Origin of the sequence: Haloarcula amylolytica JCM 13557 (assembly GCF_000336615.1) — an archaeon.
GTDB lineage: Archaea > Halobacteriota > Halobacteria > Halobacteriales > Haloarculaceae > Haloarcula > Haloarcula amylolytica.
Map to the genome: position 1 here is coordinate 12,802 of NZ_AOLW01000012.1, position 14,041 is coordinate 26,842.

Genomic DNA, 14,041 nt, shown 5'->3' on the forward strand with positions numbered 1-14,041 from the left:
GTGAACTACCCCACCCTACCGCTCGCCTGACGGCTCGCGCTTGAGGGTGGGGCTTCCTGCTTCTATGACGCACTTTGCAGATACAGGCGTATCCACAGGGAGCGCAGTCTCCACAGGCGTTAATTCGGAGCGTCCCGCTCCTAACCGCTTCTTGATGCCGCGAGAAAGAATATTCCACGCCGCGTTCGCATCTCTATCTGCCTCAAACCCACACGCCGGACACGAATGCTCGCGCACCCACAACGGCTTCTCCGTCGAAACGCCGCAGGAGGCACACCCCTTCGTTGTTCCGCGCGGATTCACAGCGACGAAGTGCGTTCCTTCGCGTTCACACTTGTATTCGAGCATCCGTAGGAATGTTCCCCACGCCGCGCCTGCTCGGTCCTGGGAGTTACCCGGTAGTTCGACCAAGCCCTTCGCGTCCAAGTCCTCTACAGCCACGAAATCGTATTCGCGGGCGTAGTGATTCGACAGTTTGTGGAGGAAGTCACGGCGCTTGTGCTTGAGGTCGGCGTGGTGTTCGGCCACGACACGGCGCTGTCTCTCCCAGTTGTTCGAGCCGTGTTCCTTCCGCGAGAGGTCGCGTTGGGCACGTTCTAACCGTTCACGTTCGTCGGACAGGTCGAGAGATCCCACGGCGGTTCCGTCGGTATCGTGGGCGTACTTGAGAATTCCTACGTCGATGCCGACGCACTGCTCGGGATTCTCGGGCTTCGCAGGCGGGTCGTCCGGGGATTCGACGCCGAGGATGGCGTACCACTTGCCGGTTGGTTCTCGTTTGACTGTGACAGTCTTGATTTCGGCGTCGTCGGGCAGGTCGCGGTGGAAGGTGAGGGGGATGTCTCCGAGTTTCGAGAGCCACAGTCGCGTCCGACCGCTCGTGTTCTTGAGCTTGAAGCCGGATTGACTATAGGTGAAACTGCGGTACTCGCCCGGAGCCTTCCAGTTGAGAGTGCCGACGTGGTAGCCGTTCTCTTTGCGACCGCGAAGCGTTGAGAGGTTGTCGTACAACCGCTGAACGACTTTCTGAAGGACCTTCGAGTGAACGCTTTTCAGGTCGTTCCACCACTTCTTAAGATTCGGAAGGAGTTTCTGTTCGCTGTATGCCGAAGTGTCGTCGGTTCGGTTGAGTCGGTGGAGGAAGTGGTTGTAGACCTGTCTACAGGTATCGACAGTCCACGCTAACTGTTCTTCGAGAGCGTCGGACGGTCGAAGTCGATACCTGTAGTTGTAGTTCATCTACGAGCGTTCTTCGATGAGTTCGTCAAGTTTCTCTTGGACGAACGAGGACAGACTCAGGTGATTCTCCTGAATCCAATCCTCTTGGTCGTCGCGGATAGAGATGGTCTTGCGCGTTGCCACACCATAAGTTATGCAAAACACGTACTAAATGGTTGCGATTGCGTGGGCCTGTGGGCCAAGCGACGAACGTGTTTGAGAACCGTGCGGCGCTGTATCCCCTCCCTACTCAACCGCTTCGCTTGTTCGTTGAGGAAGGGGCCTTAGCGCCTCAATTCAGGTAAAAATGAACGGCACCAAGAACCACAAGAGGCCCGAAGTCGACAGGCACGACGGCCTACACATATAGACCGGAGATGTATCCGCTGCCAGAATGAACTAATTCATAATGAGCACTATCGTCGAAGCGACTGTCCCTGCAAACCAGTTCGCTCTCGGGCAGACGTTCGTCCGAGAACCGAGCGCGGAGTTTCGCACAGTCAGCCTCGTGGCAGACGGACCTGGCCGCGTCATGCCGTTTCTGTGGGCCGACCACAACGAAGCAGACCGGCTGATCGGCGTCATCGAACACGACGACAGCGTCCGTTCGGTCGATCTGCTCTCGGAGCGCGGTGGGGCGTGTTTGCTCCGGATCGAGTGGGGGCCGCGCATCCGCACACTCGTGTCGACTCTGACAGAAGCGAACGTCTCGATTCTGTCGGCATCAGGATACGACGGGTCCTGGCAGTTACAGCTGTTTTTGCCGAACTATGACCGAATAGCGGCTATTCACGAGTTCGGCGACGATAGCGGCGTTGACCTTTCTATCGACCACATCAACCGTCTCTCCGAATCCCCCACGTATGGCTCACTGGGCCTGACGGAGCACCAGTACGAGACTGTGATGACGGCGTATAACGCTGGATACTACGACGTTCCGCGCACGGTCACCCTCGTTGAGCTCGCAGAGGAGTTCGATGTCACACACCAGGCCCTTTCCGAGCGGTTGCGCCGGGCCCACGGGGCGCTCGTGACAACTGAACTCTACCACAGAACGCACCAGTGTGAGTCTGCCGTCTCCCCCAGATGTGCAGCAAAGACGATATCTAAGGTAAACCAATGATTCACTGCACCAGCCGTACCGATCTCTCACTGTCAGTATAACCGCTGTCGATCAGCTTTGGAACTCCGAAGTCACCCCATGGTGGATTCCCTCTCAGTACAGCGGTGCCGGGAAGTAACCTTGAGTACCGCCATTCACAGCGGAGCCGCCATACTGACGTGGACCGCTGCGTCCACATCCATCTCCCCAAAAGCGGTATCGAGACACATTGTGGTCACCGGCTGGGCCCTGCTTCGAGACCGAGGATTCAGGGGTTCAGTCACGTCGGACAGACCACTGCCGTGCTCACCGGTCCCGGACTCAGGTGTCTATCTGCGATCTCTCACAGATACGAGTCGTCCCACTCATCGGCGAGATGGAGGTTGCCACACTCGCTGCATTCGAGACGGTCGAGCCCGTCGCCTGATACGTCAGTACTGCCACAGTTCGAGCAGAAGTAGCCGTACTGGTCTGTGCGGTCCTCGCCCATATAGGTGGAAAAGAACGGAGCTTCTCGACCGGGGACAGTCTCGTCCCGTTCGATGGGACGGGCGGTCCCATCAACCGTGACAGACTCAGGGACTGGAACTGAGGGCTCGTTTGCGTCTTCCGTCCCCTCTCCCTCAGTGAATACCGCTACTGCGAACTCCTCGTTACCGAACGTCACATGCGCGTTGTCGTCGCTCTCGAGGTCGAAGTCTTCGAGGAATTCGCCACCCTCGACGGCGTCTTCGAGAATCCTCGCAACGAGCGGTGTCCCGTCGTCGTCCTCTTGGACACCCTCCAGCAGCGCGGTGGCGATCCCCTCGCCACGCGCCTCGGGGTCGACGTGAAGCCAGCGAATCGTTCTCTCAGTTCCTCCTGCCACGTCGATGAACCCCTGCACTTGCTCGGTGTCGCCGGCTGCGTGTTCGGCGACTAGCACCGTTGTGTCAGGGTCTGCAAGCCGATCAGCCAGCGTTTCGTCATCGAATTCGTTTTCGACTATCGTCTCAATCTGCTGCGGACTGAGTGCGTACGAGGTTCGGAACGAATCCCGTGCGAGCGTCTCGACTCGCTGACGGTCTTCGGAGTCAGCAGGACGAATCTCCATACACACTGTTCTCGGCGGACGGTAATAAGTCACCGCACTGATCTGTAAACGTCGGAGCTTATGTGCCACGGTGACGCGTCGTTTAGCTGTACCGGCGAGTCATCCACTCGATCTGCGACCCATTGCTTTGTGCGAGCAGCGTATTCGATAGTGTCTGGTCTCGTTCACTTGAGGTGCTCGTAGCCCCAACTCTCCAGTATTGAAGCCACAGTGTCGGGATTCTCTGCAGCCAGTTCGACGAACGCCTCGCGCAGATCCGTCACCGAGACATCCTTTGAGCGCATGCCGAGTTCATCGGCCACGTCGGCCCTCACTTGGTCCTCTAATTCGGCGTATTCGTCACGGAGGAACGCGACGTGTTCGTTATCGCGGTCTTCTTTGACCGTCTGTCGGCGAATGACGTACGGGATTTCGTCTGTACTCATGCTGTCGGTGGTGTCGCTTTCGGATTCGGACGGAGATCCGGCTGTCGTTTCAGGTGTTGGGTCCGGCGCTGGGTCGTCTTGCTCGTCGGTCGTCTCGTCGGCGAACGGGTCCTCTCCGGGGCCTTCTTTCATCCCGGCCATTTACGCCACCTCCTCGATAGCGCCGGGTTCCGGTGGGTTCGGGGCTTCGATCCCGGCTTGCGCTTCGAGGTAGCGAGCCAATCGGTCGTACTGTGCCAGCGTTTCGAGCTCGTAGTCACGTCGACGGTCGCGATGGTCTCGGACATACGTGAACGCCGAGCACTGCTGTGCCCACGACCCTTCCATGAGCGAAGTACGGTCGCCGAAGATTTCTGGTGTCGAGTACGGGATCTCGCTAAGGACGCGCTTCTGGTCGTTCGTCCCTTTCACGCCGACTGGGACGGCGGCAAGGACGCCCACATCGATTTCAAGCGTGTCTTCAAGGCCGGAAACGAGCTGTTCCAACCCCTCAACAGCGGCTTGACCCTTCGCGCTCGGTTCGACTGGGATAACCAACGACCGTGTGGCGTTGATAGCGTTGTGTAGGTGTGGGCCTTCCGTCGCCGGCGGGTCACAAATCAGCACATCGTACTCGTCACGAACGCCAGCATCGGCGAGCGTGCTGAGTAACGCGGCGTGAATATTGAACGCATCCCCGACAGCGGCGGCCTGGTCCTGTTCGCGGCGGAGCCAGTCCCCGAGATCGGCGAGTTGGTTGTGTTCAGGGATGACATCGACGCCGTGTTCAGCGGTGACGATGAGATCCTCAAAGTCACCTTTGGGCCGGTTGATCATATGCCGGGCGAGATGATCGATGTTCTTCGAGCGGTCCTTGTCGACGCCAAACAGCCGCGAGAGATTGCCTTCTTGCGGATCTAGTGGGACGACCAGTGGTTTGAGACCGGCGCGGGCGTGTGCGACGGCGAGGTTCGCGGCGGTCGTCGTCTTGCCGACGCCGCCGGCCTCGCTGTAAGTGCTGTATGAGAGCATAGCTGGTTGTTATAGCCCCCAGTTCAAATAACCTATTGATTGAACCCCCTGGTTCAAACAACTGGTTCAATCAACTGGTTCAAACAACTGGTTCAACTAACCGATTCAATCAGCTGGTTCAATCGATTGATTCAATTTTCCAGTTCAAGAGCTAACGCAAATCGACAAAATGCGGTCAGGGAACCACTGGCTGGCCGGGTCTGGTCATCCTGATCGCTGTCACAAGATAGTACCATGGCTTAAGTACACAACCGCACTACAGAGGAGTCGAATGGGTTCGGAGCCGGAGCCGACGCACACGTCGCTGGAGACACTGCAGGAAGCACTCCAAACGGAGCGAATCACCTACGTCGATACGCTGAACGAGGATATCGGCGCAGTCGTCGAGAGCGCAGACCAGCTCGCCTTCGATTACGTCGTCGGTGATGTCTCCGACTATGGTGTGTCCTCGAACGACCACGTCCACCTCGATCTGGTCCACGAGGGTTCGACAGTTCACTGCGTGCTCTTTGGGTACAAACGATCGACAATCGACACCACAATCGAGGATGGGATGCAGGTAGCTGTCAAAGGCTCGCTGTCGTACTACGAAGACGGGGGCAACGTCTCCGTCATCGTCGAAGACATCGTGGCGGTCGGTGAGGGCACGTACCAGCAGATCTACGAGCAAAACAGGGAACTGCTGGACTCGGATGGATTGCTCGATCCGGAGCACAAGCAAGCCCTGCCGGACTTTCCAGAACGGATCGGGATCGCCACCAGTGCGACAAGCGATGCCCGGATGGATGCGATCACCAGCGTCCACGAGCGGTATCCCGACGTGGATATCGTCATCCAGAACACGAGCGTTCAGGGCGACGATGCGATGATGTCGATCATGGGTGCGATCAGTGAACTCGATGACGACCCGCTGATCGACGTTATCGTGCTTACTCGCGGTGGTGGGTCCGACAAGCACCTCCGGGTGTTCAACGAAACGCCGCTCTGCCGTGTTATCCACAAAACCGAGACGCCAATCGTAGTTGGGGTCGGCCACGAGAACGACCGAACACTGGCCGACGAAGTGGCCGACAGACGGGTGATGACGCCGACCGAGGTAGGCAACATCGTTCCGGAGCGGACAACCCTCGACGCGGAGCTGGACACGCTCGAAGAGCGTCTCAACACGGCCTACACAGCGACCGTCGAGACGACGCTGGAGACGATGGATGACCGACTCACCCACGCCTACAGACGGACCGCCGAATCGGACCTGTCCTCGTTCGAAGGCGAACTCGACCGCGCATACGACACGCACGTTCGCGATGTACTGACCGATCTTGAGAACCGGCTAGAGCAAGCACGTACCCAGTACGATCAGGAGCGGAAACGGAAACAGGAGGCCACAGCCTATCGCCGCCAGCGTCGACGGCTGCTGCTCGTCCTGCTCGCTCTGGGCCTGCTCGTTGTAGCCCTGCTCCTGTACATCCTGCTTCCACTATGAAAGATGAGACAATCGCCGACAAGACCGACCGGCTCGAACAGATTATCGAACAGCTCGAAAACGGAGACGTCTCGCTGGAACGGGCGAACGAACTCCATGCCGAGGGAACGGAACTGATCGCCGAACTCGAATCCGAACTAGCTGTTGGGGACGGCGAGGTTATCGACCGCTGAAGCCCGGTTGAATCCGTTTTGTGCTGTGGTATCCTCTCTCGTGAAAGCGTCCGAGAAGTACACGTCAGGCACAGTCTTCGCTCCGATTAATTCGTCACCCAACCGAGAGAGTCATTGTGCTGCCGGAGATACGTTGGTGCGACGTTGCCGTCCAGCTGGGGGACTGACTCACCAGCTCGGTCGACGATTGTCTGTTTCAGCAGGTCACTGTCGGTCTCGAAGTCGGGATTGACGTGCAGCCGATAGTTTCGGTCGATAGTGAATAGTTCGCGGTCGAAAGCTGCGTGGTGAATCTTGCTGAGTGGGAGGACATTAGTGGGATCCGCCCGGCGCTGTGGGTAGTCGCTCCAGGGCAGGACATGAGCGACATCCAACAGCCCACGGTGGTCAACGCCGGATATCGGGCAGGTCTCATCATACTGGACGAGGACTGTCTCCCGGAACTCCGGATCAACTGCACGGGCCTGAACCGTCGTTTCGTAGGTCGTTACCGTCGGAGTATCTGTGGTAGGTGCATCGGCCTGTGGGTTAGACCCAGCCCACTGCTCGACGGCGGTCTCAACGAACTGGCGGCCCTCATCTGTGAGGGCATACTGCTGGCCGTCCTTGTGGACGAGTCCGAGGCTTCGGAGCCAGTTTGCCCGCTGTTTGGCCATGTCCGTGTTGGCCGGATCCCAGCCCAAGCTTGTATGCGTCTTGAGTTGCTGGTGCCCGATTTCTTCGATTGTCATCGGAGCTGGCACAAGTGAGTACAGCAGGCTCCGGAGGCCGACGTTCCGGCGACACATGATTTCGAGGAGCGTTTCGGTCGTTTGCTCAGCGACGTAGGTGGTTCCCTCCGGCCCGAGTCGCCAGTGGTGGCCGTCTCGTTCGATAAAGTCGACATCTTCGAGATAGTCGATCCGGCGCTGTATCGAGTCCCGGCTCGAAACTCGGTCGAAGTGCCCCCGGTGCCAGCCGATGAGTTCATCGGGAGTGGGCTGTTGGTCGTCGACGTACTCGAGGATTGCATTGAGTGTCTTGACGTAGTTCGTTGCGCCGCCGAACATCGGGACGATACTCCGGAGCCGGTCAGGTGGCATCTCTGCCTGGTATTTTGGAGGTCAGTACATGGTCTTTGGGACTACGCGGTCGGGTCAGTAGTCAATAGCTGGACCGAGATCGAGTGCACTCCGAGTCTTCAGCGTAGTATTTTTGATAACTGTACTGGAGGGTAGACTCAGCTATAGGCTCGAAAGCGGTTACAGTACACCCAGACAATCGTGGGAATTCTGTGGATAAACTGTCCCACACTGGGTTCACATCCAGAACAAAACGCTGTATCCAGAGTACTGTGGAACTACCGGGGGTGTTCAGTCACCGTTTGGATCGACGCCTGGTATTCGAGCAGATTTTCGTTACCTGAAGAGCGCTTATCATCGAAACTCAGCCGCTTGTGAGCCCGGTAAAAAGACCGACAGCGATAATTTTGCTTGTGATAAACCAGCGGGTAGATGCCCTCCTCACGACGTCGCTTTCTGGGATTAGCCGCCTTGGGAATTACCGGTTCAGCTGGCTTCACGTCTCTCGATACGCAGGAACGTATTGGTAGTCGATCACTTTCCGACTGGCCGATGGGCCGGTACGATCCTCCCGGAACCGGGCACAACCCCGAAGTGTCAGGTCCAAAAGACAATGTAGCGGTTGCGTGGACACATCAGGCCCCGGATTGGTTTCGGGGGAGTACCCAACCGATCCGCCGTGGGAAGACGCTATACGTCGGTGGCAACGGACTGCTTGCGCTCGATACCGAGACTGGGAAGCGGCGGTTCAGCTTCCAAGGGCCGTATCACTCAGCCCCAGCGATCGCCCCAGCCTCGATCTATCAGACGAAGACACTCGGTATAACCGGGTCAGATGGGGTTTACGGGCTTAACGCCAGTGGCGGACGGGAACTTCCCTTCACAGATATGAGCGTCGGCGGCGAGCGATGGACAGGACCGCAATCGCCGACGCCCGGTTTCTTCGGGCCGGCCGAGTCAACAACGCCGGTCACTGCGAACGGGACGATATACACGGCACTACCTGGGACGAACTCAATCGTAGCACTGAATCCGAACAGTGGGGAGATCCTGTGGCAACAAACCCATCACAAAGACGAGGCGGTCAGTGGGACGTACAACAGACCCGCGGTGGACGACGGCCTCGTGTTCGTCACCGCGTGGCCACAAGAGGCCACTGCGTATCGTGCTGATACTGGTGAGCAACACTGGCACCGTGAACTCGAAGAGATGACAGTTCTGCCGCCAGTGGCGACAGACGAGGGCGTCGTCATTCAGACGCGTGAGTCAGTTCAGTTGCGTACCAGATCCGACGGCGCACTCCTGTGGGAACGCAACCTCGACGGGAATGTGACCGACAGCACGCCAGCGGTAGCCAACGGGACGATATTCGTTGCCGATGAGCGGGAGTCACTGCATGCGCTTTCGCTGGCAACCGGCGAGACACGGTGGACAGTTCCGTTCGACGGAAAAACGACGCCGGTTGTCGCTGACGGTCGCGTCTACGCTGTGGACTCACTCTGGGCACTGGAAGCGTTCGACGTCGCCACGGGTGAGAAACAGTTCGAGTACCATCCTTCGGAAGTACCCCTCTCGCCACCGATGGTCGGGGATGGTATGTTGTATCTGGCGAATCGTGGCCGAGTTCTCGCACTGGAGGAAGCATAATGCCCGGAACAGAGGGAGATGGAAGCGAGGCGGTGTCTTCGCCTGGACACCCATCCCCGACGACTCGACTGTCTACCCTGGACGTGCTCAAGTCCGCGCTCAGGTGCATTCGTCGCGACCCTGTGCTCGCTGTCCCATTCGCCGTCGTTGGTGTGCTGGTTTCACTCGTCGACTGGCTTCGCCAGCACGATTCAGTTCCGATGGTGCCAACCGACGCACTCAGTCAATCGGTCAGTGTCAACTACGCAGTGTTCCCGCAAGGGACTGCACGAACGGCCCGACACATTGGTGCGTTGGTCGACCTCGAAACACGGTATCTCCTCTGGGCTGTCGGGCTTGAAGTCCTCGTTCCACTCGCAGTCGGGATCGCCGGTTGGGTGACGATTACACGAGTCCTCGATACCCACTCTGGTCCCCGTGCGTTGAGCAGGTATCTTGTCGCGCTGGCTGCGGTCATCTCCATCCCGCAGCTGTTGGGCGGTTTCTCGGTGGATATCACTGGTTTCCTGTTCGGACTGCTGCTGTTGGCGGTTGCTCTGTTCGTTCTGACCCGTCTGTTCCTGCTTCCTGCGTTGCTAGTCACTGGCAGTGGCTTTGTGACGGCACTCAGGCAGAGCTACCGTCGATCACGAGGGCAGGGCATGACCATCGCCGGCCTCATCATCGTCATTGGTCTCGCCTACTGGGGCCTCGCGACCGTACCGGTCGCCGGCGGCTTTCTGAGTACCGCGGTAGTGGCACCGGTCCACGCCGTTGCGGTCGGAACCGTCTTTTCGACGGACTCTCGTGAGACAGCGCCGAGCCCAGCCGACCATATCGAATCGAGAGACGCACGCTCAGACGAGAGCCAGTAACGACGTTCGTGCGTGCTCTCTCTTGTGAATCGCCACCAGCACATCATCAGGCACAGATTGAGCCACCACTGATTCCGCCATCTTCCTCGAAGGTCAAACTGTGTTCCTGACCAGTTCTGGGACACGTCCGTACTCTAGTGTAGACATGCGTCTCGTTATCGGCGACCTTCTCGCCGAGGTACACCGTCACGTCCCCACGCGTCCACCCATCAATCGTGGTCGTCACCGTCTCGCCGGGAGCGACGGTGATCTGTTCCGTGGGGACCCCATCGTCAGCGAGTGTGACGTTTCGATCCCCATCCGGCCAGACCAACTGTGAGAGCGTCTTGAGCCTGTGTTCGCTATCTCTGGTCGTGACCTCGAAATTCATGTACATCGCCTGCTCTCTGCTTTCGACAGTGTACGCTGATAGGTGATACGCTGTCGTGTCGTTGTTTTCCACAGTCAGTGTGGGTTGGAAGGGTCCAGAGACGGTATCATACTGGACATAACCAATCACAAGCGCCGATCCGAGAAGGAGTGCGATCGTTCGACGGGAGACCATCCGTAGGACCGTGTTCCAACAGGAAACAGAATATCATTCCGATTGTCTCATCCGAGTGTCACGGCCAGAGTTGATAAACCGAGATCGAATCAGCGATTCAGGTTGAGATTGCTGATGAGGGGCCAGAAGACTCATGCAGAAAACGGGACGTAGTACCGCTGAGGAAGATACGGTCTTCGGACACAGTACTGGTAGTGGATTGTGCTGATGTACTGGCCCGTCTTCACACTCGATGGGACAGTCGAACGAACAGATACCGTCTCACTCCCAGTGCTGAATCAGGAACGCAGCCGATCATATCCGTTCTGCCTGCTCCCGTAATGTCGAAAAACTCATATGGATTTAATACACTTCAGTGACAATTACTCAGTATGGTTGCTCAAACGACACAACGACAAGACTCGTTTTTTACGCTCCCATCGCATCCAGTGGGGTACCTCGCAATCGTAGCTACGCTTACCACTGCTGGCATCCACTTATTGCTCGGTCCACAGGTCATGGGATTCAGTCAGACATTGGGGACGCTGTTTATTCTGAATGGGCTTGGATTTCTTGGCGGGGTCCTCCTGTACAGTAGCCGGTACTGGCGACCCGAGCTGTACCTTGTCGCTGCGGGATACGCCATTGTCACCATTCTCGCACTGTTTGCGTTCCAGGGTTTCAGCTTTGACGCGTTCTATATGCAGGGGAACCTGAATCCGCTAGCTGTCGCAGCGAAGGTAGCTGAGGCCGTCCTCGCCCTCTGTGCCATCTACTTGTACAGAACATCGGCTCCGTGAGAAGGCCATACTGACCGTCCATAGAAGAGGGACACGTCAACGAGACACTGTTTTTCAAGGCAATCCAAGAATTTGTCAGTTAGTCCCAAATGATGGACCGGTTCAAGTCTGGGGTGACGTTCGTGGTCCTCGACCGAGTCATACTGTTGTCTCACCGATTCGGGGAGAGAGCACGCAGCAAATGAGCAGAACATCCATCAGCAGGTGCAGAGACAGGTGCCCCTTCTATTGGCTCTGGCGTTGGATGCGCTCCGTCAATCAGCTTTCTCGCTCTCAAACTCATCGTCGACTCCGAGAGTAACAACAAATAAGTGGCGCGACTGGTCCGGACAGGTATGGAGATTGTGGAACTCTCAGCAAAAGAGCCTGCTGTCCGGCGCTTTATCGAGGAGCTCTGGCTACCGTACTACCGCGAACTCGAAGGGACTGTCGATGCCTTCTCACTCGCCGACGACGTCGACCTCGTCGCGGAGGAACTCCCGTTCCGCGTCGATCGACTCGATTCGGAGGAGTATCGAACGTGGATCGCCGTCGATGGATTCACCGACGAGACTCCACTCGCCGATGCTGACGGTGAGCTTGCCGGGTATATCGCGGCCGAAGTCGACGAAGCGCCGAGTGTCTTCGACCGCCCCGACCGACTGTTCATCTGTGACATCTACGTTGGCGAACCGTATCGTGGAACCGGACTGGCTGCGGACCTGTTCGACCGTCTCAGAGACTGGGCACGCGAAGCCGGATGTGAGGAGTTCAGTCTCGATCCGCACGTAGACAACGAGCGAGCCATCGCCTTCTACGAAAAGCTCGGGTTCGAAAAGACGCAGTCTCACATGGTGGCTAGCGTCGACGACTGTGAGGAGAGATAGGAACTGATATTTGCCCGTTCGTTTGGAGGGAAATGGTGGGCTGCAATGGGCACCTTGCGTAGCGCCCACCATTCTGCTATGTCAGAGGCACGGCTGGGTTCTGGACCCGGGAAACCCAGTCAGACGACCAGCAGTCAGGGGAACTCGAAGCGGGGACCAGAACCCACTCGGTTGTGACAGACGCCACATAAATAGCCTTTGTGGAACCACGGTAGCAAATACCACGCTTCAACCCACTCACAATAGTGGCCAGCTCTACCACCCTACCGATGTTTCCAGTGGCGTACGCACTTGGACGTACACAATACCCCGTGGCTCCGCTGTGTACACCAGCAGAATACTTAAATCTGGTTTTGATACTACGCTCGGCCTAATACGCGACGACAGTAACTCGTGAATGCAATGGTGACAGTCTCCGCATTTAAAGACGGATCCGCTGCTCTCCGAGAAAATCCGATCCTGTTCGTCGCCGGCCTCCTCATCGGGGCAGTAAGTCAACTCCAGTACGTGGATCATCTGATCGAATCACCACTACTGTCAGCGGGTGTCTCTCTCGTATGGCTCATTGTGTTCCCGTTCGTTCTCGGTGGATTCATCGGCACCGCACAGACCGCAATCGAAGGAGTAGACGCGTCGTTCACCCAGTTTTTCATTGAAGGGCGAACACATTACTTCCCACTTCTCCTCGCAACTGTGTTGTTCATACTTATCGTGTTCGGGACCGCTGTCGGACTCGGATTTATCGGGTTCATCCTCGGTATCGGATCGATGGCACTCGCCCCAATTAACGAGATGGCTGCCTTCGTCGCCGGCGTCGGATCTATACTCATCTGGCTGCTGTCCATCCTCGTTGTCATTATGTTCGTGCAGTTTTACGACACTGCGATTGTCATCGAGAACGAGAGTGTTACTGATGCGTTCCGAAAAAGTGTTGCACTCGTCCGCTCAAATCTCAGAAGCGTCGTTGGATTCTCACTGGCGTGGAGTGTCCTGCTGAACGCCTTCTTCATTCCCGAATATCTCGTCCGGTTGACGCTGACGAACGCTGGACCGGCTGACGTATTACCGATTGAGATAGGAATTCCGATGATCGTCTTGCTCCCTCTCGGAATCGCTCTGTCTTCAGTCGGCTTCGCGTACTTTTATACGGTCTACACGGCCTATTACTTGCGATTAACTGCTGTCCCGGAATCAACATAAACACCGACCAACAATTACAAACGATAGTTTCGAACAGCAACCAGCCGGGTCAGATCCCGCGCTCCAGCCACAGCAGCTACTCACACACATGGCACGACTTCTTCCAACACAAACTGACGCCGCCGTCGAACGAAGTGATAACCCCGCTATCTTGAGTCTCGATGACGACACGACACGGGAGGTAATCGAAGCGTTGTCCTCCGAGACTGCGTACGAGATCTTCCAACTGCTCAACGAAACGCCAGCGACACCGGCACGGATCGCCGAGCAACTCGGCCAGAGCCTGCAGAACGTTCACTATCATTTGGAGAATCTCGAATCGGCTGGCGTAATCGAAGTGACTGACACCTGCTATTCGGAAAAAGGCCGTGAGATGAGTGTATACGTCGTATCAGAGGACCCGACACTCCTCTTCCTCGGCACTGAGGACGACCGCCCGAGTCTCAAACGTGCGTTCAAATCGTTCGCTTCGCTGCTTGGTCCCCCCTCGGTTTTACTCGCTATCGGCGAATCCATCTCACAGTTCATCACTGCCGAATGAGCGAACACACAGACCCCCCAGTCCGAAGCGCTTCTACCGGTGAC

At 57.3% G+C, this 14,041-nt stretch carries 16 protein-coding genes; 9 read left to right on the forward strand and 7 right to left on the reverse strand.

Annotated elements, in window-relative coordinates; translation table 11 throughout:
* Positions 1-15 precede the first annotated feature (15 nt).
* A complete protein-coding gene (locus C442_RS05450) occupies positions 16-1,239 on the reverse strand; it encodes an RNA-guided endonuclease InsQ/TnpB family protein (RefSeq protein ID WP_008308503.1) in 1,224 nt (407 codons plus the stop codon).
* Positions 1,240-1,362 carry a hypothetical protein gene (locus C442_RS22840; RefSeq protein WP_008308514.1) on the reverse strand — a complete coding sequence of 41 codons (123 nt, stop codon included), beginning with the start codon at positions 1,360-1,362 and terminating at the stop codon, positions 1,240-1,242.
* 265 nt (positions 1,363-1,627) lie between these two features.
* Between C442_RS22840 and C442_RS05455 the strand changes: the two genes are divergently transcribed.
* Positions 1,628-2,341, forward strand: a complete 714-nt coding sequence (locus C442_RS05455; protein ID WP_008308515.1) for a helix-turn-helix domain-containing protein — start codon at positions 1,628-1,630, stop codon at positions 2,339-2,341.
* 322 nt (positions 2,342-2,663) lie between these two features.
* Here the strand turns inward: C442_RS05455 and C442_RS05460 are convergent, their stop codons facing one another.
* The 3 genes from C442_RS05460 to C442_RS05470 all read right to left on the reverse strand — a co-directional run bounded on the left by C442_RS05460 (position 2,664) and on the right by C442_RS05470 (position 4,849).
* Entirely contained in the window at positions 2,664-3,413 is a 750-nt protein-coding gene (locus tag C442_RS05460) for a GNAT family N-acetyltransferase (protein WP_008308517.1), read from the reverse strand.
* A 164-nt stretch (positions 3,414-3,577) separates the two neighbouring features.
* Positions 3,578-3,979 carry a hypothetical protein gene (locus tag C442_RS05465; protein ID WP_008308524.1) on the reverse strand — a complete coding sequence of 134 codons (402 nt, stop codon included), beginning with the start codon at positions 3,977-3,979 and terminating at the stop codon, positions 3,578-3,580.
* Positions 3,980-4,849, reverse strand: coding sequence for a ParA family protein (locus tag C442_RS05470; protein WP_008308526.1), 870 nt, complete (start codon positions 4,847-4,849; stop codon positions 3,980-3,982).
* A 271-nt stretch (positions 4,850-5,120) separates the two neighbouring features.
* Between C442_RS05470 and xseA the strand changes: the two genes are divergently transcribed.
* Positions 5,121-6,332, forward strand: a complete 1,212-nt coding sequence (gene xseA / locus C442_RS05475; RefSeq protein WP_008308528.1) for an exodeoxyribonuclease VII large subunit — start codon at positions 5,121-5,123, stop codon at positions 6,330-6,332.
* Positions 6,329-6,505 carry an exodeoxyribonuclease VII small subunit gene (xseB, locus tag C442_RS05480; protein ID WP_008308529.1) on the forward strand — a complete coding sequence of 59 codons (177 nt, stop codon included), beginning with the start codon at positions 6,329-6,331 and terminating at the stop codon, positions 6,503-6,505. The genes xseA and xseB overlap by 4 nt, the downstream gene beginning before the upstream one ends.
* A gap of 86 nt (positions 6,506-6,591) precedes the next feature.
* Here the strand turns inward: xseB and C442_RS05485 are convergent, their stop codons facing one another.
* Positions 6,592-7,587, reverse strand: a complete 996-nt coding sequence (locus tag C442_RS05485) for an HNH endonuclease (RefSeq protein WP_008308531.1) — start codon at positions 7,585-7,587, stop codon at positions 6,592-6,594.
* Positions 7,588-8,454: 867 nt separating this feature from the next.
* Between C442_RS05485 and C442_RS05490 the strand changes: the two genes are divergently transcribed.
* Positions 8,455-9,213, forward strand: a complete 759-nt coding sequence (locus C442_RS05490; RefSeq protein ID WP_008308533.1) for a PQQ-binding-like beta-propeller repeat protein — start codon at positions 8,455-8,457, stop codon at positions 9,211-9,213.
* Positions 9,213-10,067, forward strand: coding sequence for a hypothetical protein (locus C442_RS05495; RefSeq protein ID WP_152418435.1), 855 nt, complete (start codon positions 9,213-9,215; stop codon positions 10,065-10,067). The genes C442_RS05490 and C442_RS05495 overlap by 1 nt, the downstream gene beginning before the upstream one ends.
* 46 nt (positions 10,068-10,113) lie before the next feature.
* On the opposite strand, the gene C442_RS05500 is transcribed toward C442_RS05495, so the two are convergent.
* A complete protein-coding gene (locus tag C442_RS05500; protein WP_008308537.1) occupies positions 10,114-10,611 on the reverse strand; it encodes a hypothetical protein in 498 nt (165 codons plus the stop codon).
* 371 nt (positions 10,612-10,982) lie between these two features.
* Between C442_RS05500 and C442_RS05505 the strand changes: the two genes are divergently transcribed.
* The 4 genes from C442_RS05505 to C442_RS05520 all read left to right on the forward strand — a co-directional run bounded on the left by C442_RS05505 (position 10,983) and on the right by C442_RS05520 (position 13,997).
* Positions 10,983-11,390 carry a DUF7475 family protein gene (locus C442_RS05505; protein ID WP_008308538.1) on the forward strand — a complete coding sequence of 136 codons (408 nt, stop codon included), beginning with the start codon at positions 10,983-10,985 and terminating at the stop codon, positions 11,388-11,390.
* A gap of 335 nt (positions 11,391-11,725) precedes the next feature.
* Positions 11,726-12,256 (forward strand): GNAT family N-acetyltransferase, encoded by a 531-nt coding sequence (locus tag C442_RS05510; protein ID WP_008308539.1) that lies wholly within the window; start codon positions 11,726-11,728, stop codon positions 12,254-12,256.
* Between the two features lie 402 nt (positions 12,257-12,658).
* Entirely contained in the window at positions 12,659-13,456 is a 798-nt protein-coding gene (locus C442_RS05515; protein WP_008308540.1) for a DUF7847 domain-containing protein, read from the forward strand.
* An 88-nt stretch (positions 13,457-13,544) separates the two neighbouring features.
* Entirely contained in the window at positions 13,545-13,997 is a 453-nt protein-coding gene (locus C442_RS05520) for an ArsR/SmtB family transcription factor (RefSeq protein WP_008308541.1), read from the forward strand.
* The last annotated feature ends 44 nt before the right edge of the window (positions 13,998-14,041 follow it).